At 68.9% G+C, this 23,196-nt stretch carries 18 protein-coding genes; 4 read left to right on the forward strand and 14 right to left on the reverse strand.

What is annotated here, in order from left to right:
• Positions 1-132: 132 nt before the first annotated feature.
• Positions 133-768: a DNA-3-methyladenine glycosylase gene (locus tag WG922_RS05680; protein WP_340281298.1), complete on the forward strand. Its 636-nt coding sequence runs from the start codon at positions 133-135 to the stop codon at positions 766-768.
• Positions 769-897: 129 nt separating this feature from the next.
• On the forward strand, positions 898-3,177 hold the full coding sequence (locus WG922_RS05685) for a hypothetical protein (protein WP_340281299.1): 2,280 nt from the start codon (positions 898-900) through the stop codon (positions 3,175-3,177).
• A gap of 176 nt (positions 3,178-3,353) precedes the next feature.
• On the opposite strand, the gene WG922_RS05690 is transcribed toward WG922_RS05685, so the two are convergent.
• The 10 genes from WG922_RS05690 to gabT form a co-directional block, all read right to left on the reverse strand.
• The gene (locus tag WG922_RS05690) at positions 3,354-4,532 is read right to left on the reverse strand and encodes an acyl-CoA dehydrogenase (RefSeq protein ID WP_340281300.1); all 1,179 of its coding nucleotides are present in this window, start codon (positions 4,530-4,532) and stop codon (positions 3,354-3,356) included.
• 10 nt (positions 4,533-4,542) lie between these two features.
• Positions 4,543-4,971 (reverse strand): RidA family protein, encoded by a 429-nt coding sequence (locus WG922_RS05695; RefSeq protein WP_340281302.1) that lies wholly within the window; start codon positions 4,969-4,971, stop codon positions 4,543-4,545.
• Positions 4,968-6,119, reverse strand: coding sequence for an acyl-CoA dehydrogenase family protein (locus tag WG922_RS05700; RefSeq protein ID WP_340281303.1), 1,152 nt, complete (start codon positions 6,117-6,119; stop codon positions 4,968-4,970). Before WG922_RS05700 ends, WG922_RS05695 begins: the two co-directional genes overlap by 4 nt.
• 1 nt (position 6,120) lies before the next feature.
• The gene (locus WG922_RS05705; RefSeq protein ID WP_340281304.1) at positions 6,121-6,981 is read right to left on the reverse strand and encodes an enoyl-CoA hydratase family protein; all 861 of its coding nucleotides are present in this window, start codon (positions 6,979-6,981) and stop codon (positions 6,121-6,123) included.
• A gap of 30 nt (positions 6,982-7,011) precedes the next feature.
• A complete protein-coding gene (locus WG922_RS05710) occupies positions 7,012-9,348 on the reverse strand; it encodes a bifunctional salicylyl-CoA 5-hydroxylase/oxidoreductase (protein ID WP_340281305.1) in 2,337 nt (778 codons plus the stop codon).
• Between the two features lie 273 nt (positions 9,349-9,621).
• Complete coding sequence (gene dusA, locus WG922_RS05715) at positions 9,622-10,572, reverse strand: tRNA dihydrouridine(20/20a) synthase DusA (RefSeq protein ID WP_340281807.1); 951 nt, start codon at positions 10,570-10,572, stop codon at positions 9,622-9,624.
• A 346-nt stretch (positions 10,573-10,918) separates the two neighbouring features.
• Positions 10,919-12,313: an amidase gene (locus WG922_RS05720; protein WP_340281306.1), complete on the reverse strand. Its 1,395-nt coding sequence runs from the start codon at positions 12,311-12,313 to the stop codon at positions 10,919-10,921.
• 17 nt (positions 12,314-12,330) lie between these two features.
• On the reverse strand, positions 12,331-13,314 hold the full coding sequence (locus WG922_RS05725; protein WP_340281307.1) for a Bug family tripartite tricarboxylate transporter substrate binding protein: 984 nt from the start codon (positions 13,312-13,314) through the stop codon (positions 12,331-12,333).
• Positions 13,315-13,351: 37 nt separating this feature from the next.
• Complete coding sequence (locus WG922_RS05730; protein WP_340281808.1) at positions 13,352-14,923, reverse strand: acetolactate synthase large subunit; 1,572 nt, start codon at positions 14,921-14,923, stop codon at positions 13,352-13,354.
• A gap of 11 nt (positions 14,924-14,934) precedes the next feature.
• Positions 14,935-16,239, reverse strand: coding sequence for a 4-aminobutyrate--2-oxoglutarate transaminase (gene gabT / locus WG922_RS05735; RefSeq protein WP_340281308.1), 1,305 nt, complete (start codon positions 16,237-16,239; stop codon positions 14,935-14,937).
• Positions 16,240-16,365: 126 nt separating this feature from the next.
• On the opposite strand from gabT, the gene WG922_RS05740 reads away from it, so the two are divergent.
• On the forward strand, positions 16,366-17,805 hold the full coding sequence (locus WG922_RS05740; RefSeq protein WP_340281310.1) for an aminotransferase-like domain-containing protein: 1,440 nt from the start codon (positions 16,366-16,368) through the stop codon (positions 17,803-17,805).
• Positions 17,806-17,834: 29 nt separating this feature from the next.
• Here WG922_RS05740 and WG922_RS05745 read toward each other — a convergent pair whose 3' ends face one another.
• On the reverse strand, positions 17,835-18,818 hold the full coding sequence (locus WG922_RS05745) for a tripartite tricarboxylate transporter substrate binding protein (RefSeq protein WP_340281311.1): 984 nt from the start codon (positions 18,816-18,818) through the stop codon (positions 17,835-17,837).
• 360 nt (positions 18,819-19,178) lie between these two features.
• Positions 19,179-19,877: a hypothetical protein gene (locus WG922_RS05750; protein WP_340281312.1), complete on the reverse strand. Its 699-nt coding sequence runs from the start codon at positions 19,875-19,877 to the stop codon at positions 19,179-19,181.
• A 923-nt stretch (positions 19,878-20,800) separates the two neighbouring features.
• Between WG922_RS05750 and WG922_RS05755 the strand changes: the two genes are divergently transcribed.
• Positions 20,801-21,418, forward strand: coding sequence for a glutathione S-transferase family protein (locus WG922_RS05755; RefSeq protein WP_340281313.1), 618 nt, complete (start codon positions 20,801-20,803; stop codon positions 21,416-21,418).
• Between the two features lie 215 nt (positions 21,419-21,633).
• On the opposite strand, the gene WG922_RS05760 is transcribed toward WG922_RS05755, so the two are convergent.
• Together WG922_RS05760 and WG922_RS05765 are read right to left on the reverse strand one after the other, a co-directional pair.
• Positions 21,634-22,653, reverse strand: coding sequence for a TRAP transporter substrate-binding protein (locus WG922_RS05760; RefSeq protein ID WP_340281314.1), 1,020 nt, complete (start codon positions 22,651-22,653; stop codon positions 21,634-21,636).
• A gap of 31 nt (positions 22,654-22,684) precedes the next feature.
• Positions 22,685-23,188: a MarR family winged helix-turn-helix transcriptional regulator gene (locus WG922_RS05765; RefSeq protein ID WP_340281315.1), complete on the reverse strand. Its 504-nt coding sequence runs from the start codon at positions 23,186-23,188 to the stop codon at positions 22,685-22,687.
• Positions 23,189-23,196: the final 8 nt, after the last annotated feature.

A 23,196-nucleotide genomic window follows, 5' to 3' on the forward strand; every position in this document is an offset into this window, starting at 1 on the left:
GGCGGACACGGGGTGCAGCGGCAAAGCCGGGAAGACGAAAACAACTGTCTGTTTATACAGTTATTCGCCATCCAGGAAAGCCGGTTTGACCCTGCCCTGCGCTCAAGCTTGCGACTTGTCCGCCTTTTTCACATGCCTCAACCGTCGTCCCCGCTGTCGTCCCTGCTGTCTTCCCCGCCCCGCCCGATCCAGCCTGAGGATTTCGCCGCAGACGCCTGGGAGATCGCCCGCCGGCTCATCGGCGCGACCTTCCTGGTGGACGGCGTGGGCGGGGTGATCGTGGAGACCGAGGCCTACGACCAGGGCGACCCGGCCTCGCACACGTTCACCGGCCCCAGCCCGCGCAACGCCGCCATGTTCGGCCCGCCGGCCCGCGCCTACGTCTACCGCTCCTACGGCATCCACTGGTGCCTGAACTTCGTCTGCCGGGAACAGGGCCATGGCGCGGGGGTGCTGATCCGCGCCATCGAGCCGACGCAGGGGCTGGAGCGCATGCGCGAGCGGCGCGGGCTGGAGGACCCCCGATTGCTGTGCTCGGGCCCGGGGCGGGTCGGCCAGGCACTGGGCATCACGCACGGCATGAACGGCTGGCGCCTGGACGAGCCGCCATTCGCACTGTCATGGGGGCCGCCGGACGTGCCCGTGGCCACGGGGCCGCGCATCGGGATCTCCAAGGCCGTGGACGTGCCCTGGCGCTTCGGCTGGGCGGGCTCGAAGTTCCTGAGCCGGGCGATGCAGCTGCCGGCCAGGGCGGCGAAGGCGTTCTGAGCCTCTCGTCGCGGCCAGCCGTGGAGCGCGCGAGGTCCGCACAAGGGGAGGCGTGAACACCAAAGGCTACATTTCCTCTCTGGATCCGATTCCACACCGGCCCCGAGCCTCACAGGAGAGAGAAATCGCATGCACCCGTCCAACCGCCTGTCCAGCCGGCCCGGCACCCCGCCCTCTTCTTCGGCCCCCTCGCCCCACGCGTCGGCCGTCGCCGCGGACCCCAAGGCGCAGGCCATCGACGACGCCAAGACAGCTCCCCGCTCCCGCGCCTCGCTCCAGCAATTGCGGATCGATACAGCGCTCTATACGTACGGCCGCTACCGCTGCGGCGCCACACCTCGGGCCGACCTGCTCCTGACGCAGCAGATGCGCGACGCGACGCTTCCGGCTCTCGAGCGGACCCTGCAACCGGACCTGCGCCCGGCACTGCGCGATCGCAAGGCCGAGAGCGTGCGCCCGCCACGCATATCGAGCCTCCCCGGCTCCTTCGCTGCCACGGTCGCCACATCCTTCGCCTCCTTCGCCTCCTTCGCATCGTTCAAGGCAGGCGCGAACAAGAGCTGCGCCGAACTGTTCGGCCTGCCGGACGCTGCTTTCACGGCAGCGTTCCGCCGGCACATTGCCCAGCGGGTGGGTCCGCCAGGCGCGGTCGATGAGAAGCGTTTCGCCCGGGGTGTGGCTCTGCTGGCGGAGCTGGCCACGCAGACCTGCCCGCCGACCCTCGGAGCGGACGAGTTCCGTGAACGCATCCACGCGACAGCGGGACTGGTGATGCGGTGGCTCGGGGGACCGCGCCTCACCGCTTCACGCCTGGACCAGATCCTCGGAGTGATCTGCGAGCGCGCCGCGCCGGAGCTGACCCCGGCCTTGGTGAAAGCGCTCAGCCAGAGTGCACAGCTCGAGGCAGGTGCGCCGAACCGGTGGTTCTGCGAGCGTTTCCTGTCCCTGCCCGCGTGGACGCACGAACCCGGCTGGAAGGCAGCGGCCCTCACGCTGGTGCTGCGCAGCTGGCTGGAACGCAGCGCGATGCAGGACGTCCGGGGGGCCTGCCACATGGCGCCCGGCAACCTGATCGCCGAATTCGCGGTCTGCTGCGCCTGGTGGCCGGCGCAGCCCCTCGCCTCACTCGCCGGTGCCATCGGCCGGGCGGTGCTGGCCGAAGGTGGTCCCCGCACCATGCAGCTGCTGGAGCAACTGCTGCACGCCTCCAATCCGCAGGCCTGGAGCATCGCCGTCATGCGGGGGCTGAGCGCGGCCGCCGACAGCGACGACGCCATCGATTTCCTCTATCAGTTCCTGCTGCGGCTGAATCTGCCCAAGGGGCTGCAGACGCGGCGCCCGCACCTGGGGATCGCGCTCGCATCGGCCGTACCTCGCAGAGGCGACGTCGCGGGTGGCGAGCCGACGCGAGGTTCGCGCGTTCTGCGCGAGTGGCATGGCGGGGCTGGTGACGCCGTCGCGGACACTGCCGTGTCGTACGGACGCGAGCAGCTGCGCTGGTGCCTGCAGTTGGTCGTAGAGAACGGGCGTGACCTCGCGCGCCTCGTCAAGGACACAGGGACACTCGACTGGATGGCCGCGCGAGGGCCTGCAGCCCACCTCCGGCTGCAGCCTGAAATGGCTGCTCCCGTAGCCAGCTGCCTGGCCGCCGCCCATGCGGCGCGGCTGGCGGCCGGAGCGACCCTGCCGGACGACCTGCCGCAGCGGCTGCAACAGGCAGGACTGCCTCCCAGGAAACTCGCGGAGACGATCGCGGACGTCGCTCTGCTGTGTGGTCACGAGGTCTCCGGCGCGTGGCTGGCCAGTGCGCACGAGGCGCTCACGGCGGACCAGCCCGCCGCGCAGGCGCTTGCCGCACTGGAGCTGCTCGCTGCGAAATTGCGCGCCGGGCTCTCGCCCGTGATCGCAGCCGCCATGGACCGCGCCCGCTCGACAGAGGCATGCCTGCTGCTGCGGCCGCACATCCCGACGCTGCAGGCGCAGCTGCAGCGCCTCACGGCGAGCGAGACCTTGCGGTCGGCCAGCCAGGCGTGGCAGAAGCTGCTGGACGACGTCATCGAGGCCAGCGAGCGGATCGTCGTCCTGCACGCGCCCCGCGATTCGCGCAGCTCCCAGGCGCCGGCGCGGGCCGACGCGAAGACCGGCCCGGGACACGGCGAGGCGAAACCGGCTGCAGGCGCGCAGAAGCGGGCGGCGATCGTCGGCGCGCGCGGACGGTCGCTGGCCGAACTGCGCCCGCAGATCAGCGCCCATGCCGCCGAGATGGAGGCCATCAGGCAGGCGCAGGCACACGCGCGAGCGTGGGAAGTGCAGCCACCGGCCTGCGGCCCCGAAGGGTCGAAGAATGGCGAAGCGTCGAGCGAAGCGCCGCCTCACCGAAGCGGCGCGGCGGACGGGCCCCTGGGGTGATGCGGCGTTCGCACGGCGCGTGGACTCGTGTTCCGTGCCTGCTGCCACGGAGCGGACAGACCCTCGGGTGAGGCGACGCTTGCAAGGCACATGCAAGCGCGTTCAGGGGCCGGCTGCCGGAGCCGGTTCCCGTGCGGCTGCGTCGCAAGGGCGCCGGACAGAGCCGGCGCCGGCGCTCAGAACGCCGCGATGCCCGTCTGCGCGCGCCCGAGGATCAGCGCGTGGATGTCGTGCGTGCCCTCATAGGTGTTCACCACCTCGAGGTTGACCAGGTGGCGCGCCACGCCGAACTCGTCGCTGATGCCGTTGCCGCCCATCATGTCGCGGGCCAGGCGCGCGATGTCGAGCGCCTTGCCGCAGGAGTTGCGCTTCATGATGGAGGTGATCTCCACGGCGGCCGTGCCCTCGTCCTTCATGCGCCCCAGGCGCAGGCAGCCTTGCAGCCCCAGCGTGATCTCGGTCTGCATGTCGGCCAGCTTTTTTTGCACCAGCTGGTTGGCGGCGAGCGGCTTGCCGAACTGCTTGCGATCGAGCACGTATTGGCGGGCGCGGTGCCAGCAGTCCTCGGCCGCGCCCAGGGCGCCCCACGCGATGCCGTAGCGGGCCGAGTTGAGGCAGGTGAACGGACCCTTGAGGCCGCGCACTTCGGGGAAGGCGTTCTCGTCGGGGCAGAACACCTCGTCCATCACGATCTCGCCGGTGACCGAGGCGCGCAGGCCCACCTTGCCGTGGATCTTGGGCGCCGAAAGCCCCTTCCAGCCCTTCTCCAGCACGAAGCCGCGGATGGCGCCTTCATCGTCCTTGGCCCACACGACGAACACGTCGGAGAAAGGCGAGTTGGAGATCCACATCTTGCTGCCGGTGAGCTTGTAGCCGCCATCGACCTTGCGCGCGCGGGTGACCATGCTGCCGGGGTCCGAACCGTGGTTGGGCTCGGTCAGGCCGAAGCAGCCGATGTACTCGCCCGTCGCGAGCTTGGGCAGGTACTTTTCCTTGGTGGCTTCGTTGCCGAACTCGTTGATCGGCACCATCACCAGCGAGGACTGCACGCTCATCATCGAGCGGTAGCCCGAATCGACGCGCTCGACTTCGCGGGCGATCAGCCCGTAGCTCACGTAGTTGAGGCCGGCGCCGCCGTACTGCTCGGGGATGGTCGGGCCCAGCAGGCCCAGCTCGCCCATCTCGCGGAATATGCCGGGGTCGGTGGTCTCGCTGCGGAAGGCCTCCAACACGCGCGGGGCCAGCTTGTCCTGGCAGTAGGCGTGCGCGGCTTCGCGCACGGCGCGCTCCTCGTCGGTGAGCTGCGCGTCCAGCAGCAGGGGGTCGGCCCAGTTGAAGCTTGCCTTGGTGGCCATGGTGATGCTGTTACTCCTGATCCGGCACGACGGCCGTTACTTCGATTTCGACCTTGGCGCGGTCCTCGATGAGGGCCTTGACCTCCACCGCCGTCATGGCGATGTCGTAGTCTCCGATGATCTCGCGAAACGCCCGGCCGATCTCGCGGCCGGCCGCCAGGTACTCGCGCTTGTCGGTGACATACCAGGTCATGCGCACGATATTGTGCGGCGTCGCGCCGGCGCTGCGCAGCACGTCGGCGACATTGGCCAGCGCCTGCCGCGCCTGCCCGCCGAAGTCGTCGGTGTGGAACACGCCGTCGGGGTCCCAGCCGATCATGCCGGCCACATAGATCTGGCGCCCGCTGGCGGCGACGCCGTTGGCATAGCCCTTCGGGCGGGGCCAGCCCTCGGGCAGGATCGCCTGCTTGGCGGCGGGGGCTTGCTTGGCATCACTCATGACTTCATCTCCTTGAGCAGTTCGCGCGCAATGATCAGCTGCTGCACCTCGCTGGCGCCCTCGTAGATGCGGAGGGCGCGGATTTCGCGGTAGAGGCTCTCGACCATCTGGCCGCGCGTGACGCCCAGGCCGCCGAACATCTGCACCGCCGCGTCGATGACGCGCTGCGCGCCTTCGGTGGCGCTGAGCTTGGCCATGGCGGCTTCGCGGGTGACCGGGCGGCCCTGGTCGCGCTGCCACGCCGCGCGATAGACCAGCAGTGCCGCGCTGTCCACGGTGGTGGCCATGTCGGCGAGCTTGGCCTGCGTGAGCTGGAAGTCGGCCAGCGCCTGGTTGAACATGCGCCGCTGCGTGGCATGGGCCAGCCCTTCGTCGAGCGCGCGCCGGGCGAAGCCGAGCGCGGCGGCCGCCACCGAGGTGCGGAACACGTCGAGCGTGCGCATCGCGACCTTGAAGCCCTCGCCCGCCTCGCCGATGCGCTGCGTGAGCGGCACGCGGCAGTTCTCGAAGCGCAGCCGCGCCAGCGGGTGCGGCGCGATCACCTCGATGCGCTCGGCGATGTGCAGCCCGGGCGTATCGGCGTCCACGATGAAGGCCGAGATTCCACGCGCCCCGGGCGCCTCGCCGGTGCGGCAGAACACCACGTAGAAATCGGCGATGCCGCCGTTGGAGATCCAGGTCTTTTCACCATCGATCACGGCGTGGTCGCCCTCGATGCGCGCGGCGCACTGCATGGCGGCCACGTCCGAGCCCGCCTGCGGCTCGGACAGCGCGAAGGCCGCGATGGCCTCGCCGCGCGCCACCCTGTCGAGGTAGCGCGCGCGCTGTCCGGGCGTGCCCTGCAGGCTGATCGCGCCCGACCCCAGCCCCTGCATGGCGAAGGCGAAGTCGGCCAGGCCGCTGTGGCGGCCCAGCGTCTCGCGGATGAGGCAGATGGCGCGCGTGTCGATCGCCTGGCCCGGCCCGGCGACCGCATGGCGCAGCCAGCCGCCCGCGCCCAGCGCCTTCACGAGCGCGCGGCACTCGGCATCCACATCGTCGCCGTGGTGGGCAGCGATGTGCCGGGTGGCCCAGGCGTCGAGCTCGCGCGCCAGCGTGCGATGGTGGTCCTCGAAAAAAGGCCAGTCGAGGTAGGCGGCGTCGCGCATCTCAGTTCCCCTCGAAGCGGGGCTTCTGCTTGGCGACGAACGCTTCGTAGGCGCGCCGGAAGTCGCCGGTGAGCATGCACAGCGCCTGGGCCTGGGCCTCGGACTCGATGGCCTGCTCGAGGGTCATGGCCCATTCCTGGTGCAGCATGGTCTTGGTGATGCCGTTGGCGAAGGTGGGCCCTGCTGCCAGGTCGGCCGCCAGCTTGTGCGCCTGGGCGAGCAGGTCCTCGGGCGCGCACAGGCGGTTGAAGAAACCCCAGCGTTCGCCCTCTTCGCCGCCCAGTGCGCGGCCGGTATAGAGCAGCTCGCTGGCGCGGCCCTGGCCCACGATGCGCGGGAGCATGGCGCACGCGCCCATGTCACAGCCGGCCAGCCCCACGCGGTTGAACAGGAACGCGGTCTTGCTGCGGGCGGTGCCCAGGCGCATGTCGGACGCCATCGCGAGGATGGCGCCGGCGCCGGCGCACACGCCATCGACGGCAGCCACGATGGGCTGCGGGCAGGCGCGCATCGCCTTGACCAGGTCGCCCGTCATGCGGGTGAACATCAGCAGCTCGGGTGCCTTCAGGCGCACCAGCGGGCCGATGATCTCGTGCACGTCACCGCCCGAGCAGAAGTTGTCGCCGGCGCCGGCCAGGACGACGGCGTGGATGTCGGTCGCGTACCTGAGGCGGCCGAACAGGTCGCGCAGCTCGGCGTAGGACTCGAAGGTGAGCGGGTTCTTGCGCTCGGGGCGGTTCAGCGTCACGGTGGCGACGCCGGCGTCGGCTTCCCAGCGGAAATGCTGCGCCTGGTAGGCGGCGAGCTGCTGGCGGTTGCCGGCGGCCAGCGCCGGATCGAGTTCGGGGGTGGAGGGAGTCATGCGTGCCTTTCTGCTGTGCGCTCGAACGGATCAACCTTCTTCCGCGCGCACCGGTGCGGGCATGGCGGCCATCGCCTTCTCGCGCTCGAGGTTGCGCTCGAGCTGCTGCTTGCCGGAGCGGTACTGCACCGGCCAGGCCACGTCGCGGTAGCCGATCTTGGCGGCCTCCAGCAGCGCCCATGCCGGGTTGGCCAGGTGCGGGCGCGCCACCGCGCACAGGTCGGCGCGGCCGGCCGCGATGATGCTGTTGACGTGGTCGGCCTCGGAGATGGCGCCCACCGCCATGGTGGCGATACCCACCTCGTTGCGCACGCGGTCGGCGAACGGCGTCTGGTACATGCGGCCATACACCGGCTTCTGGCGCTTGCTCACCTGGCCGGAGGAGCAGTCGATCATGTCGCAGCCGGCGGCCTTGAAGGCGCGGGCGATCTCGACGGCGTCGTCCGGCGTGATGCCGCCCTCGACCCAGTCGTGGGCCGAAATGCGCACTGACATGGGCAGGTGCGCGGGCCAGGCGGCGCGCATGGCGCGGAACACTTCCAGCGGGTAGCGCAGGCGGTTTTCGAGCGAGCCGCCGTAGTCGTCGGTGCGTTGGTTGGTCAGCGGCGAGATGAAGCTGGAGAGCAGGTAGCCGTGGGCGCAGTGCAGCTCGAGCCAGTCGAAGCCCGCCTCGGCCGCATGGCGCGTGCTGCGCACGAAGTCGTCGCGGACACGGTCCATGTCCTCGCGCGTCATGGGGCGGGCCCAGTCGCTCACGCCGTCCAGGTACTGCTGCGGCGACGCCGCGAGCAGCGGCCAGTTGCCCTCGGCGAGCGGCTGGTCTTCGCCCTCCCATGGCACCCGGGTCGAGCCTTTGGGGCCGGCGTGCCCGAGCTGCATGCCGATCTTCGCGTCCGAGTTCGCGTGCACGAAATCGACGATGCGCCGCCAGCCGGCCTGCTGCTCGTCGCTCCACAGGCCCGGGCATCCCGGGGTGATGCGGGCGTCGGGCGAGGTGCAGGTCATCTCGGCCATCACCAGCCCCGCGCCACCGAGTGCCCGCGCGCCCAGGTGCACCAGGTGGTAGTCGGCGGGGACGCCGTCGGCACAGAGGTATTGCGCCATGGGCGAGACGACCACGCGGTTCTTGAGCGTGGTGCCGCGCAGCGTGAATGGCGTGAACATCGGCGGAATCGGCTGGCGGCCCTGCGCGCGGCGCACGCCGGCCAGCGACGCCAGCCAGTCTTCGTAGCCTTCCACGTATTCACGGTCGCGCAAGCGCAGGTTCTCGTGGCTGATGCGCTGGCTGCGCGTCAGCAGCGAGTAGGCGAACTGCTCGGGCGGCAGGCTCACGTAGCGCGCCACGTTCTCGAACCACTCGGTGGAGTTGCGCGCGGCGTTCTGGATCTTCAGCACCTCGACGCTGCGCACCGCCTCGTATTCCCGCAGCGCCTGGCCCAGGTCCTGCGGCTGGCGGCCGATGCAGCGCGCCAGCTCGATCGCGTCTTCCAGCGCGAGCTTGGTGCCTGAACCGATGGAGAAGTGCGCCGTGTGCGCGGCATCCCCCATCAGCACCACCGGCTGGCGGCCGTTGTGGTGCACCCAGGTCTGGCACACCACGCGCGGAAACCGGATCCACTGCGCCGATCCGCGCAGGTGGGCGGCATTGGACATGAGGGAATGGCCGTCGAGGTACTTGGCGAACAGGCGCTCGCAGAAGGCGATGGCCTCCTCTTTTTCCATCGTGTCCAGGCCAGCCTTCTTCCAGACCTCCTCTGGCGTCTCGACGATGAAGGTGGCGGTGTCTTCGTCGAACTGGTAGGCGTGCGCCTGGAACCAGCCGTGCTCGGTCTCTTCGAAGGCGAAGGTGAAGGCCTCGAACTTCTTATGCGTGCCCAGCCAGACGAAGCGGCAATCGCGCAGGTCGATGTCGGGCTGGTACGTCTCGGCGTACTTCGTGCGGATGCGGCTGTTGAGTCCGTCGCAGGCGATGATGAGGTCGGCCTCGGGGTATTGCTCGTCGCCCTGCACGTCGGTCTCGAACTGCAGGCGCACGCCGAGGTCCTCGCAGCGGCGCTGCAGGATGTTGAGCAGGCGCTTGCGGCCGATGCCGCAGAAGCCGTGGCCGCCCGAGCGCACGCGGTGGCCGCGGATGTTCACCTCGATGTCGTCCCAGTGGTTGAACGCCCCGAGGATCTCGTCGGCCGTGGGCGGGTCGGCCTGTTGCAGGTTGCCGAGCGTCTGGTCGGAAAAGACCACGCCCCAGCCGAAGGTGTCGTAGGGGCGGTTGCGCTCGACCACCGTGATCTGGTGCTCGGGGTTCTGCTTTTTCATCAGCAGAGCGAAATAGAGACCCGCGGGGCCGCCGCCGATGCAGACGATATTCATGGATTGCTCCCAGCCTGGATATTTGAAGTTTAAAGCTTTTGCGCGCGGGCTCCTAGCCCGGAATCGGTAAACCAGGGGCGGTTACAAGGATGTGCCGGCTTGCTGCGTTGCCCGGCGCGAGCCGGCGGGTTGAACGGGCGCGCACGGTCGCGGCGCGCCTGGGTGGACGCTGTGCAGAAGCGGGCGAGCGGCACCGCCCGCACGAGTCTGCGCCGCCGCCCCGCAGGCGGGCAGCTTCGGCTGCCCCCAGGGTTGGGGCGCGGGCGCGGCTGCTCAGGCGGCCAGCGGCTGGCGCGCCGCGCGGGCCAGTGCCAGCACCTCGTGGGCAGGGAGCTGCTTGAGTCGGTGGTCGCTCCAGACCTGGCGCCACTTGCGCGCACCCGGCAGGCCGTTATAGAGGCCCAGCATGTGGCGGGCAATGGCGTTCCAGGGGGTGCCATTCGCCGCTGCCTCGCGCAGCATGTAGGCGACCATCGCCTCCTCCACGGACTCGCGGCTGCTGGCGGACGCCTCCCCGGCGCCGAAAAACGCCTCGTCCCAGGAGGCCAGCCACCAGGGATTGTGGTAAGCCTCTCGACCGATCATCACGCCGTCGAGCAGGGCCAGTTGCTGCTGCACCTGCCCGGTGTCGGTGAAGCCGCCGTTCACCGCGATCACCAGATCGGGGAAGTCGCGCTTGAGGCGGTGAACCACCTCGTAGCGCAGCGGCGGTATCTCGCGGTTCTCCTTGGGCGACAGGCCCTGCAGCCATGCGTTGCGGGCATGCACGATGAAGACGCCGCAACCGGCCTGCGCCACCGTGCCCACGAAGTCGCGCACGAAGTCGTAGCTCTCGCCGCGGTCGATGCCGATGCGGTGCTTGACCGTGACCGGCACTCCCACGGCGTCCCGCATCGCCTTCACGCAGTCGGCCACCAGCCGCGGCTCGGCCATGAGGCAGGCGCCGAAGGCACCGCGCTGCACCCGTTCGCTGGGGCAGCCGCAGTTGAGGTTGATCTCGTCGTAGCCCCAGCGCTCGCCCAGCCGCGCCGCCTGTGCCAGATCGGCCGGCTCGCTGCCGCCGAGCTGCAGCGCCACCGGGTGCTCCTCGGGGTGGAATTCGAGGTGGCGCGGAACGTCCCCGTGCAGCAAGGCGCCGGTGGTCACCATCTCGGTGTAGAGCAGCGCCCGGCGGGTCAGCAGGCGGTGGAAATAGCGGCAGTGGCGGTCCGTCCAATCCATCATGGGGGCGACGGACAGGCGCCACTGCGTGATCTGGTGGTTCACGAATACTGTTGCTGTTGGGCTTCGGCGAGGCTTGGTCAGGAGTGCGGCTTGCACGTGCGCGCGGTGCACGGCCCCGCATGCGGAGGCTCTATTTTTCCAGCTCTTGAGGCATGGCGCGCGCCCCGCGCGGAAACCCATGCTGGCGCCGCGTCGCGTGTTTGCGGCGGCGTGGAGAGGCCAGGCCGAAACCGCCGATCCGATCGCGTATCGCTGCAGCGCGGGCCCCGCCGGCTTCCGGCACTCGACGGACGTTTCCTGCCGAGGGGAGCAGTCGTGTACCGCCCCGTGCGCCCGTGCTCGCCGTTCAGCCCTCGACCTCCACCGGAACGAGGTTCTCGCCCATCCAGCGGGCGATTCCCGCCAGGCGGGCATCCGCATGCGGCTGCCCCATGAGCTGCAGGCCCACGGGCATGCCGCCGACACCCATGAGGGGAATGGAGATCGCCGGCGCGCCGAGGATGGATGACGGTGCGTTGAACACCGGATCGCCGGTCGTGTGGGTGATCTTGCCGTCGCTGCCGCCGGTGGTGCCCATGAGCGGGGCCGGCCCGACCGAAGACAACGTAACGATGGCATCTGCCAACGGCGCAAGGGCCGCATGCAGCCGCCGAGCGTTGTCCCGCTGCGCGAGCACGTTGCGGTAATCCCGCGGCGTCAACTGCCGCCCCACTTCCAGCCGGCCGATCAGGCTGGGGCTCAGCTTGTCGGGGTTCTGGGCGTACAGGTTCTCCCAGGCCATGCGCGATTCATACGACAGCAGGTCCCGCACGATGAAGGAGCTATCGACCACCGCGTTCTCGAACGCCTCGATGAGGGGATCGTCGGTGCGATCGACGATCTTCACGCCCTGCCCGCGCAATTGCTCAAGCAAGCCGTCCAATGCGGCATGCGTGGCGGCGTCCACGTCGCTCCATCCGGCCGTCTGCATCAGGATCAGGCGGCTGGGCCGCACGGTAGCGGGCGGCTCCACGGGCCCATACAGGCCCGGGTAGCCGGCGTCGCCGCCTGCCCGGTTGGCGATTTCGATGGCGACCCGCCACATGTCCTCAAGCGAGCCGGCATGCACACTGATGTGCGAGAGGCTGGAGCCCTGGCGCTCGCCGCGGTTGATGGCGCCGAAGGTGGGTTTGAGCGTGTAGTTCGCGCAGAAGCTCGCCGGGCGGAGCCCGGAGCCCCAGGCATGGGAGCCGATTGCCGCCGGAACCATGCGCGCCCCGATCGCGGCGCCCGTGCCGCTGGACGACCCGCCCGGCGTGCGCTTCGGGTCGAAGGGGTTGGTGGTGGGCCCTGCGGTCGACATGCCCAGCTCGGTGGTCACGAGCTTGCCCAGCACGATGGCACCCGACTGCCGCAGGGCCTGGACCAGCGCGCTGTCCCGCTTGGGGTGGTTTCCGGCGTACAGAGGGCTGCCCATCTGGGTGGGCATGTCGCGGGTCTCGAACAGGTCCTTGATACCGATGGGCATGCCGTCAAGCGGCGACAGCGTCTGGCCTCGCCGATACCGTTCGGTGGCCGCGTCGGCCGCTGCGCGGGCGCCTTCCTCGTTGCGGACCACCCAGGCCTGCACCACGCTGTCGCGGGCAGCAATGGTCTCGAGACAACGCTCCAGGTAGGCGCGGGGGGTGTCGCGGCCGTCCAGGAAAGCCGCGCGGGCGTCATGGAAGGACAGGGCTTTGAAGCTGCGGGGGGAATACGTCACGACGGGTCTCCTGGTGTTCACTCGAGAACGATGTTGGCCTTCTTGCCGACGTCGCGCCAGAGCGCGACCTCGTCGCGGATCTGGCGTTCCAGCTCATCGGGGGTGCTCGTGGAAACAACGAAGCCCTTCTCGCGCAGCTGCGACAGCACATCGGGCGCTTGCAAGGCCTGGACGAGCGCCTTGTTCAGCTTATCGGTGATGGGCTTGGGCAGGTTTGCCGGACCGACGACTCCGTTCCACCCCACGACGTTGAATCCCTCGACACCCTGCTCGGCGATCGTCGGGACGTCCGGCATGCCGGGCATGCGACTGCTTCCGGTAACGCCGATGGCGCGCAGCTTGCCGGCCTTGTGCTGCTGCTCGCCGGCCGGCGTCACGATGGCCATCACGTGCCCGGCGATCGTGTCGGTCATCGCGGCGACGTCGCCCTTGTAGTGCACGAACGGCACGTCGATGCCGGTGCGCAGCTTGAGCATTTCTCCGGACAGGTGCGTCAGGGTACCGAGTCCGGGGCTGGCGATGGTGACCTTCCCGGGGTTGGCCTTGATGTAGGCCAGGAACTCGGGGATGTTCTTCACCGGCAGTTGCGGATTGACCATCACCATCACCGAGGCGATGAGCGTGCGGCCAATGGGCGTGAAGTCCCGCTGCGAATCGTAGGGCGGCGGGGTCTTGTGCAGGGCGGCCGGCAGTACATGCGTCGATGAGTTGGCGATCGCCAGCGTGTAGCCGTCGGGAGCCGCGCGGGCGACGAGCTCCGCGCCGATGCGGCCACCGGCACCCGCCCGGTTGTCCACCACGACGGGCTGGCCGAGGATCTGGGAGACGCGTTCCATGATGATGCGGGCCGGGATATCCGTGCTGCCGCCCGCGGGGTACGGCACGATGAGGCGTATTGCCTTGTTCGGATACGTGGCGCCTTGCGCGAAGGCATTCGCGGCGGGAAGGCAGGAGGCAGCGGTGAGCGCCAGCAAGTCACGGCGACGCAGGTTGATTTTCATGAGTTCTCCTTGGGTTTGAGGGCCATTGAAGGGTCGGTCAGATGTGGGCTTCGATCAGGAAAGGTCCGCGTTCGCTGCAGGCCGCCGCGAACGCGCGGGCGAAGGCTGCGGTGTCGGCCACCCGGATGCCAGGCACCCCCATGCCGCGGGCCAGCGCCACCCAGTCGTGGGCCGGCTCGACGAGGTCCAGCATGCGGCGGGCGTTGCGACCCGCTCCGCTCGCCCCCACTCCCCGCATTTCCCCGTGCAGCGTGGCGTAGCTGCGGTTCGCGAAAATGATGGTGAGACAGTCGAGCGACTCGCGCGCTTGCGTCCACAGCGCCTGCAAGGTGTAGAGGCCGCTGCCGTCCGCCTGGAGCGTCACCACCTTGCGGTCGGGACACGCGAGGGCGGCGCCGGTGGCGAGGGGCATGCCGATCCCGATGGCGCCGCCGGTCAGCTGCAGGTAGTCGTGCGGGCTGGCACCTTCGCTGAACGGGCAGAAGTCGCGGCCTTGTGAGATCGATTCGTCGCAGACGATCGCGTTGTCGGGCAGCAGTGCGGCGACCACGGCGCAGATCTGCCGTCCACTCAGTGGCGCGGTGGGGTCGAAGGCTGCGACCGGCGCCGCGGACGGCAGGCCCGGCGCAGCGGGCCCCAGGCCAAGCTCATCGGCGAGCCAATCCAGCGCCAGCGCCAGATCGACTCCGACATCGGCCAGCTCGACACCCTCGCAGCCGTCCGGCACCAGCACGCTGGGCTTGTCCGGATACCGGAAGAACGCCACGGGCTCGCGGGCACCGACGCGCACGAGCGCGCGCACGGGAGCGAGCGTGGCGCGCGCCAGGTCCACGCCATACGGCAGCCGCGCAATGGGCGTGCGCGATCGCCCGCGCGCCATGCGTGCGTTGGCCGTTTCCGCCAGCAGCCGCGCGCCGGTGGCCCTCGCGATGCGCCCGGCCTGCACCAGGGCACGCCCCTGCAGCGCCGCCCCCCCCATCAGCAGCGTGGTGGCAGCGCCGTGCCGGCGCAGGGCATCGGCCGCGGCCCGGACGGCATCGGCGGCCGGAGCCGTCGGGCCGCGGAGCGCGGCGACCGGTGGTGTCCGGCCGGGGGATTGCGTCGCCGGCAGGGCCGTCCACGCCGTGTCCGCGGGCAGGATCAAGGTCGCCACGTTGCCGGGCGGCTGTCGGGCGATGCCGACGGCCTGCGCCGTCGCGGCGGCCACGTCGCCGACCGAGGCGATCCGGCGAACGTGGTGGGACATGGGCCGGGCGAGGGACTCGATGTCGCTGGTGAGAGGTGCGTCGTACTGCAGGTGATCGGACGCGTGGTCGCCGACGATGTTCACCAGCGGGGTGCGCGCGCGGCGGGCGTTGTGGAGGTTGGCCAGGCCGTTGGCCAGGCCCGGTCCGAGATGGAGCAGCGTGGCCGCAGGGCGGCCGCTCATGCGCCCCCAGCCGTCAGCCGCGCCCGTTACCACGCCCTCTGAGGTGCCCAGGATGCAGCGCATGCGCGGCTGCCGATCCAGCGCGGCGACAAAGTGCATCTCCGATGTGCCCGGATTGGCGAAGCAGACCTCCACGCCGTTGGCCAACAGTGTTTCGCAGAGGCTGTCCGCCCCGTTCACGAGCGCCCCGCTCACGCCGATGTCGCCTCGAGATGGTCGAGCGACGCGCCGATGATGGCCAGTCCCTCGTCGAGCACGGCATCGCTGGCCGTCAGCGGCACCAGGATGCGCACGACGTTCCCGTAGGTGCCGCAGGTCAGCAGGATCAGTCCACGTCGCGCGGCCTCGGCGCAAAGGCGGCGCGCCAGATCCGCGTCAGGCCGATGGGGGTCACCGCCCTGGTGGAAGGCGACGGCGACCATGGCGCCCAGACCCCGCACGTCCAGCATGCAGGGATGCCGCTGCCGGAGCGCACGCAGCCCGGCCATCAGCCGCTCCCCGACGGCGCGGCTGCGGTCCAGGAGCTGCTCCTGCTCGAAGGCGGCGAGCACGGCCAGCGCGGCCACGCAGGACAGGGGATTGCCGGCGTAGGTGCCGCCCAGGCCGCCCGCTGCCGGCGCGTCCATGATCTCGGCGCGGCCAGTCACGGCCGACAGCGGGAACCCACCCGCCAGGGACTTCGCCATGGTTACCAGGTCGGCGGCCACGCCACTGTGTTCCATGGCCAACCATCGGCCGGTGCGGCCGGCCCCGGTCTGGACCTCGTCGGCGATCATGACGATGCCGTGCCGATCGCACAGCGCGCGCAGCCGCTGCAGGAACTCGGGCGGGGCGATGTTGAAGCCCCCTTCGCCCTGGACCGGCTCCACGATCAGCGCGGCCACGCGCGAAGGCTCGATCCCGTGTCGGAAGATGCCCTCGATGGAGGCCATCGCATCGTCCACGGTCACGCCTTGCAGGGCATCCGGGAAGGCCGCATGGAACACGTCGGCCGGGAACGGGCCGAAGCCCGACTTGTAGGGAACGACCTTGCCGGTCAGACCCAGAGTGAGAAGCGTGCGACCGTGGTAGCCGCCGGAGAAGGCGATCACACCCGGCCTGCCGGTATACGCACGCGCGATCTTGATCGCGTTCTCGACCGCCTCGGCACCGGTGGTGAGGAACAGGGTCTTCTTCTCGAAATCGCCGGGGGCGAGCGCGTTGAGCTTCTCCGCGAGCTCCACATAGGGTTCGTACGCCAAGACCTGGAAACAGGTGTGGGTATAGTGATCCAGCTGCTCCTTCACGGCGGCAATGACCGCGGGGTGGCGGTGCCCGGTATTCAGCACGGCGATGCCGCCCGCGAAATCCACGTACCGCCGTCCTTCCACGTCCCAGGCCTCGGCGTTCTCCGCGCGGGCCACGAAAATGTCGTGCGTATGACCCACGCCGCGGGGGATCGCCGCGCGGCGGCGGGACATGAGGTCGGCGCTGGTGGGGAAGTTATCTCGTTGCATGGGCTCTTCGGTACTTGAACTTCGACGCAATGTAATGACTGCCCTCGCGGGGCGACAGATACAGATCGACGGCTCGGGCGGACCTTCTGTACCGTGCCGCGCGCCACTACAGGATTACCCTCGTTCATGTTTTCTTTGACGCCCAAGTCCTCGACCCCTCTGGTCACCCAGATCGTGGACGGATTCCGCAGGTTGATAGACGAGAACAAGTTGCGACCAGGGAGCAAGCTGCCTTCCATCCGCCAGCTCGCCAGCGCCCACCAGGTGAGCATCTACACCGTAGCCGATGCCTACGACCGCCTGGTGGCCCAGGGCTACTTCGTTTCGCAGCCGCAGTCGGGCTTTTTCGTGCGACGCCAGCCGTCCCACCAGGGCGCGGAGCCCGCGCCGAAGGCCGCCGAGCCCAGCTTCGGCTCCGACTGGTACCTGCGCCAGATGTTCGAAAACCGCCTCCTGAAGATCAAGCCGGGCTGCGGCTGGCTGCCTGGCGAGTGGCTGTTCCAGGATGGCCTGCGCCGCAGCTTGCGCAACCTCGCCCACGACGAGGTGGACCTCGGCGGCTACGGCGAGCCCAAGGGCTACCCGCCGCTTCGCCAGTGGGTGCGCGACGCGCTGGCCGAGCATCAGGTCGCCGTGGCCACCGAACAGATTCTGCTCACCGCCGGCTCCAGCCTGGCGATGAACCTGGTGGCCCGCCTGTTGGTGCGGGACGGCGATCCGGTGCTCGTCGATGATCCCGGTTACGCCAACCAGCTGGTGTCGCTGCGGCACCAGAACGCACGCCTGCTGGGCGTCGCGCGCACACCCACGGGCTACGACTTCGAGCAGCTCGAGCATCACCTGCAGCAGGAGCGGCCCAAGGTCTTCTTCACCCAGCCGCGCCTCCAGAGTCCCACGGGCTCGACGGCGCAGCTCTCCCAGCTGCATCGGTTGGTTCAGCTCGCCGAGAAGTACGACCTGACCCTGGTGGAGAACGACATCTATGCCGACCTCGACCCAGAGCCGCGTCCCTCGCTGGCCAGCCTCGACCAGCTGCGACGCGTCATCTACCTGAGCAGCTTTTCCAAGACGATCTCGCCCAACCTTCGGGTGGGCTACGTCACGGCGCGGCCGGACGTGATCGAGGGGCTGACCCGGCTCAAGCTGCTCTCCGGGTTGACGTCGTCCGAATTCAGCGAACGGCTGGTCCACGGCGCGCTCATCGACGGGCGTTCACGCCGGCACAACAAAAGCCTGCGCAACCGCCTGGCCCTGGCGCATGAGGGGGTGTCCGGGCGCCTCGCCGACCTGGGATTCGAGATCTTCTGCGAACCGGGCGCCGGCCTGTTCATGTGGGTGCGGCATCCGGCCGCGCCGGATGCCGGCGTGCTCGCGAAGACGGCGGCGCAACAAAGCATCCTCCTCGGCCCCGGGCACCTGTTCCAGGTCGATCAGCAGCCGAGCCCATGGCTTCGCTTCAACGTCGCGTACTGCGGCGACGAAGCCATTTTCGCCTTCCTCGAAGCGGCGCTGCGCGAAGGAACGGGCACCGCCACAGAGGACGCCACGGACGGTGCCGCGTCGTAGGGAGCCGGCTTTGAAAAGCGGGCGCGCCTTCAATCGACCTTGATGCCGGCGGCCTTCACCGTGCGGCTCCACCGGTCGTGGTCCGCCCGGAAGAAGCGATCGAAGTCGTCGGCGCTGCCGCCCTCGACCGCCATGCCCAGGGTAGCCACCTTGGCCCGCACGTCCGGCATGGCCATGACGCGTGCCACGTCGGCGTTGACTTTATCGACGATGGAACGCGGGACGCCGGCCGGTGCGAAGACGCCATACCAGGCGCCGGCCTGGAACGACTTCAGCCCCGCCTCGGCCGTGGTCGGAATGTCCGGAAGCGTGGGGATACGGGCAGGCGAACTCGCCGCCAGCCCCTTGAGTTTGCCCACAGCAATCTGCTGAGCCACGTTGGCGGACGCGAGCTGGAACACGATATCGACCTGGTTGGCCATGAGGGCCGAGGTCGCTTCGATTGACCCCTTGTAGGGCACGTGGACGATATCGACGCCGGCGGCCTGCTTGAACATCTCGCCGTACAACTGCAGGATCGACCCCGGCCCGCCGGAGCCGAAGTTGTAGCGGCCGGGCTCTGCCTTGAGCACGCCGACCAGCTCCTGCAGGCTGTTCGCCTTCATCGACGGGTGCACCAGCACCACGGCCGGCACGCTTCCGAGCTTCCCGATGCGGGTGAAGTCGTTCAGCACGTCGAAGCGCAGCTTCGGATTGAGGGCCGGCAGGATGGCCAGGTCCGTGTAGGCCACCATCAGCGTGTACCCGTCTGGCTTCGCCCGGGCGACGACTTCGGAGCCGATCTGGGTGCCCGCACCGGCGCGGTTCTCCACCACCACGGGCTGGCCCCAGAGCTCGGCGAGCTTCGAGCCGAGCAGCCGCGCCATGTTGTCCGCAATGCCGCCCGCCGTGGTGGGCACGACGATGGTGACCTGGCGCGTCGGATAAGCAGCTTCGGCCTGTGCGGACGCGGCCGGGGCGAGCGCGAGGCCGAAGATGGCGGCGATGCCGGATGCGAGCAATTTTCGAATCACGTGGGATCTCCTGTCGAAAAGCGGAAGGCAACTTGAGGCCACTGTAGGAATCGCCCGTTCTCGCCAACAGGTACAGAAGGCCGGCTTTTCGATCGCTCTGTACCGAGCCCGCGACCAGTACATGAAAACCCGCACGCACAGCAGCTGAATAGAAGCCTCGCGCGTGCCCCGGGGGTCACTGCGGCTTGCGGCGCGCTTCGTCTTTATGCGTGACGGATCACGCGGGCTCCGTCTGCCGATAGTCCTGGCAGGCACGCAAGCACGAACGTTGCACGGGTGGAATGCGAAGGCTCGTAGCTCCCCGGTTCTGGAGATAGGCCGCCGCGGAGGTGCACCGCCCCGCCGTCATCGAGCCGCGGGTCAGCGCGATACGAGCGTGAGCCAGGCCGGATCGAAGCTCGTGATGCCGCGCAGGATGAAGACCTGCTCCACGTTCTGCGGGCCTTCTCCCGCGGGCCCGGCATACAGGACAAGCATGTTCCGTGACGGGTCGAACTGCAGGTAGCCCTGCGCAAACAGGTCCGCGGCCGAGAGGCCTGGGTCCATCGCGTCGATCTCGATGCGGTCGCCGTCACCGGGCGTGAAGTCCAGGATGTCGATGGCGGCGTCGGGCGAGGTGTGTGCGCCCCGGCCGCCGGCGACGAAGGTGTCCGCACCGGGGCCGCCGAGCAGTTCCCCGAAGCTCACGATCAGGCGGTCATTGCCGGGGCCACCGCTCAGGTAGCCGCCGTGGCGGCCGCCACCGTCGAGGATGTCGTTGCCTTCGAGCCCGAAGATGCGGTCGTAGGTGAACGGTGCACCGACGATGTGGTTGTCGAGGCTGTTGCCGATGAGCGTGTCGCCCCCCTCCAGGTGCGAATAGACGGCGCGCAGGTTTTCGACGTGGTCTGGCAGCGTGAATGGCACCCAGGTCTCGACGGTATCGATCCCCTCGTTTGGGTACTCGAGGATTTGGACGCCCTGCTGGCGGACGACATACACATCGTCTCCAAGACCGCCGATCAGGGTGGCGGGCGTGTCGGACGCCTCCAGCCGATCGGAGAAGTCGGTGCCCTGCACCGTGTTCGGAAGCGGTGCGGGTGCGGGCGCGGGTGCGGGCGCAGGCGCAGGCGCAGGCGCAGGCGCAGGTGCAGGTGCAGGTGCAGGTGCAGGCTCCGGCGCTGGCGCTGGCGTGGGGTCGGGCGAAGGCGACGGTGGTAGCGGCGGCGCTTGCGACGGCACAGGTAATGGGGATGGGGATGGGGATGGGGATGGGGATGGGGATGGCGATGGCGATGGCGATGGCGATGGCGCTGGCGCTGGTCCTGGCGCTGCCGTCGTCGGGGCCGGGGCTGGCGAGTTCGCGGAGGGGAACGGCGAGTCGGAGGGAGCCTGGGCGATCGGGGCAGACGGTAGGGACGGCGTGCCAGCGGCAGCGGCAGCGGCAGCGGCAGCGGCATCATCCCCGCCGCCACCTCCCCCGCCACATCCCGCCAGCGCCACCAACGCCATCAGTGACAGGATTTCAGAAGTCCTCCGCCCGGCTGCTCTTCTCATCCATCGCTCCAGCAAATCGGACCGCTGAATGCAAGCACAGGTGATGCGGTCTGCCTGAGTCCATTTCACGGCCGAGGACGAAGCTGGTAAATGCCCGGGAGCTCCTGTGGCGGCATAGGGCAAACCTCCTGGGTGATCCAGTAGATCCCTCCCACCACGAACCCGATGGATGCGCCGGATCGTGTTCGCCATACGTTCGGCCGCGCAAGAGCCGGACGTGGGCGCTTCTCGGCCGGCGGCGTTGCAACCGGACGGGCTGCGGGGCTTCGCGGATAGCGCCCGCGTCTGCGGCGAAGCAACAGGCATGCAATACGCGCGCCGTGTTCGCCGGCTCCGGGCCTCCCGCACAATGGCCGCACGCCCCCACGCTGCGGACCCCGGCTGCTGCCAAGAAGGCGACGGACCCGGCGTGCGCTGGGAAGTGCTCAACCCACCCCGACGAACCCATGCTCAAGCTCTACTACGCCAAGAACACCTGCGCACTCGCCGTGCACCTTGCCCTGGAGTGGGCCCAGGCGCCCTATGAAGCGGAGCTGATCGATTTCCAGAGACAGCAACAGCGAGACCCGGCTTATCTGGCCATCAACCCCAAGGGGCGCGTACCGGCGCTCGTCACCGAGCGGGGCGTGCTCACCGAAACGCCGGCGCTGCTGCTGTACGTGGCGCAGGAATACCCGCGGGCTGCGCTCGCACCGCTCGAGGACCATTTCCTGCTGGCGAAAATGAACGAGATCAACGCCTACCTCTGTTCCACGGTGCATGTGAACCACGCGCACAAGGGCCGCGGCGCGCGCTGGGCAGACGACGAGGCGGCGTGGGAGTCGATGAAACGGAAGGTGGCGCAGAACCTCACGGAGAACTTCTCGCTCATCGAGGGCAGCTACCTCCAGGGTCCCTGGGTGCTGGGCGAGCGCTTCAGCACGAGCGACATCTACCTGTTCACCGTGGCGCGCTGGCTGTACGCGAACGATATCGACGTGGCGCAGTTTCCCAAGGTCGCGGCCCTGCTGCAGCGGATGAATGCGCAGCCGCAGGTGCAGAAGGTGATGGCGCTGCACGCCTGAGCGGCCCTGCGAGGGCGTGCGATCCGGCGCGATCACGGCGCCGACGCAGTTCGCCTGTTCGCCTGTTCGCCTGTTCGCCTGTTCGACGGCGCGAACGGCGCGAACGGCGCGAATCGATGAAGCCGCCGCACCTGGCGAGCCGAGCAGTCAACCGACATCGAAAAGATCGCCGCCGATCGCGGCAGAGCGTCTGCCCCTGCAGGCGCTTGAATCGCCTACTTTGCGGCTTTGGTGATCTCCGTGCGGAACTCCTGCAGCACCTTGGCGGGGTCGGGCAGGCCCTTGGCCTTGGCCCGCTCCACCCACGCGTTCTCCACGGGAGCGACGCGCGCCTTGATGTCCGCCACGAACTTCGGATCGGCCTTGACGATCTTCACGTCGTTCGCCTGCATGAGCGCGTAGCCGCGGCGGTCGGCCTTGTCCCAGCCACGACCGAACATCCGCGCGGCAACTTCGCCCGAGATGGCGTCGATCGCCTTCTTCTCCTCGGGCGCCAGCTTGTCGTAGCGCGCCTTGTTCATGATGAACACGAAGCCCGTGTTGTAGAGCCCGCCGGGAATCACCGTGGCGTGCTTGATCAGCTTCTCGAGCTTCCACGGCTCGATGGCATCTGCGGGGAAGAGCGTGCCATCCATGATGCCGCTCGACAGCAGCTCATAGGTATCGGTCGCAGGCTTGAGCGTCCCGTTCATGCCCAGGGCCTGCGACATCTCACCGACGATGCCGCCGGTGATGCGCCACTTCAGGCCCTGCAGATCCTCCAGCTTGGTCACCGGGCGCTTGGTGTTGAGCAGCATGCCGGGCGCATCCGTGAAGTACGCGAGCACATGCACCTCGTCCATCTCCTTCGAGAACTGCGGGTACCTGGCCGCAACACGGCTGAATGCTGCGGAGATCGCTTCGGCCGAATCGCCGAGGAACGGGAACTCCGCAATCTGGGGCAGCACGAAGCGGCCGGGGGTGTACCCGGGAACTGCGAAGGAGATGTCGGCGAGCCCCGACTTGATCGCGTCGTATGTGCCCGGGGGGTTGGCGACGGCGCGCGGCAGATGATTGCAGCGCATCTTCGAGCCCGTGTTCTTTTCCAGCAGGTCGCACCACTCCTTCTGGACGAGGCTCAGCGGCACGCTGGCGGGCACCCAGCTGGAGACGGTCAGAACGGTCTGCGCCTGTGCAGGAGACACTGCGATGAAGGCCGCGGCTGCAGCCGCACGAGTTGCGACGGATATGCGCATGAAGAACTCCTGGGGTTTGAAGAAAGGCGCGCTAGGGGCTTGCGCCGAAAATGAACTCTTCGCTGAGGGCCCGCTCCTCGTCCGTGATCTCTGCAAGACGCCGGCGAACCTTCGTGAGGGACAGCTTCAGGGCCTTCGTCTCCGCAGGACTCAAGGCGCCGAACAGCGACTCCGACCACCGCAGGAAATGGCCCTGCGCCTTGCGGAAGCGCTGCTTGCCCGCGCGGGACAGCGCGAGGTACTGCATGCGGCTGTCGCCGTCGGACACCGTCCGCTCGACCAGACCCTCGCCCACCAGCTTCGCCAGTGAGCGACTTACCGCAACCTTGTTCAGCGTCGTGACCTTCGTGATGTCCTTCGATGCGATGGGCGTGAAGGACGCGATGACACTCATGATCCGCCACTCCGACAGCGTCAGGGCGCATTCACGCTGCAGCATGACCTCTTCCTGGATCCCGATGAGCTCACTGGTGAAGCTCAGGTGATAGAGAAGCTGATGGGTGACGTTCCATTCGTCGGGGCGCAGGGCAGCCATGGCTGGCA

This window comes from Ramlibacter sp. AN1015, from assembly GCF_037726105.1.
In the GTDB taxonomy this organism is placed as follows: Bacteria; Pseudomonadota; Gammaproteobacteria; order Burkholderiales; family Burkholderiaceae_C; genus Ramlibacter.

Coding starts and splice junctions, on each gene's coding strand:
- WG922_RS05725 (WP_340281307.1), bottom strand. CDS start 13,314: ATGAAAATCAACCTGCGTCGCCGTGACTTGCTGGCGCTCACCGCTGCC.
- WG922_RS05690 (WP_340281300.1), bottom strand. CDS start 4,532: ATGGCCACCAAGGCAAGCTTCAACTGGGCCGACCCCCTGCTGCTGGAC.
- WG922_RS05700 (WP_340281303.1), bottom strand. CDS start 6,119: ATGCGCGACGCCGCCTACCTCGACTGGCCTTTTTTCGAGGACCACCAT.
- gabT (WP_340281308.1), bottom strand. CDS start 16,239: ATGCAACGAGATAACTTCCCCACCAGCGCCGACCTCATGTCCCGCCGC.
- WG922_RS05760 (WP_340281314.1), bottom strand. CDS start 22,653: ATGCGCATATCCGTCGCAACTCGTGCGGCTGCAGCCGCGGCCTTCATC.
- WG922_RS05765 (WP_340281315.1), bottom strand. CDS start 23,188: ATGGCTGCCCTGCGCCCCGACGAATGGAACGTCACCCATCAGCTTCTC.
- WG922_RS05740 (WP_340281310.1), top strand. CDS start 16,366: ATGTTTTCTTTGACGCCCAAGTCCTCGACCCCTCTGGTCACCCAGATC.
- WG922_RS05705 (WP_340281304.1), bottom strand. CDS start 6,981: ATGACTCCCTCCACCCCCGAACTCGATCCGGCGCTGGCCGCCGGCAAC.
- WG922_RS05755 (WP_340281313.1), top strand. CDS start 20,801: ATGCTCAAGCTCTACTACGCCAAGAACACCTGCGCACTCGCCGTGCAC.
- WG922_RS05685 (WP_340281299.1), top strand. CDS start 898: ATGCACCCGTCCAACCGCCTGTCCAGCCGGCCCGGCACCCCGCCCTCT.
- WG922_RS05710 (WP_340281305.1), bottom strand. CDS start 9,348: ATGAATATCGTCTGCATCGGCGGCGGCCCCGCGGGTCTCTATTTCGCT.
- dusA (WP_340281807.1), bottom strand. CDS start 10,572: ATGATGGATTGGACGGACCGCCACTGCCGCTATTTCCACCGCCTGCTG.
- WG922_RS05695 (WP_340281302.1), bottom strand. CDS start 4,971: ATGAGTGATGCCAAGCAAGCCCCCGCCGCCAAGCAGGCGATCCTGCCC.
- WG922_RS05680 (WP_340281298.1), top strand. CDS start 133: ATGCCTCAACCGTCGTCCCCGCTGTCGTCCCTGCTGTCTTCCCCGCCC.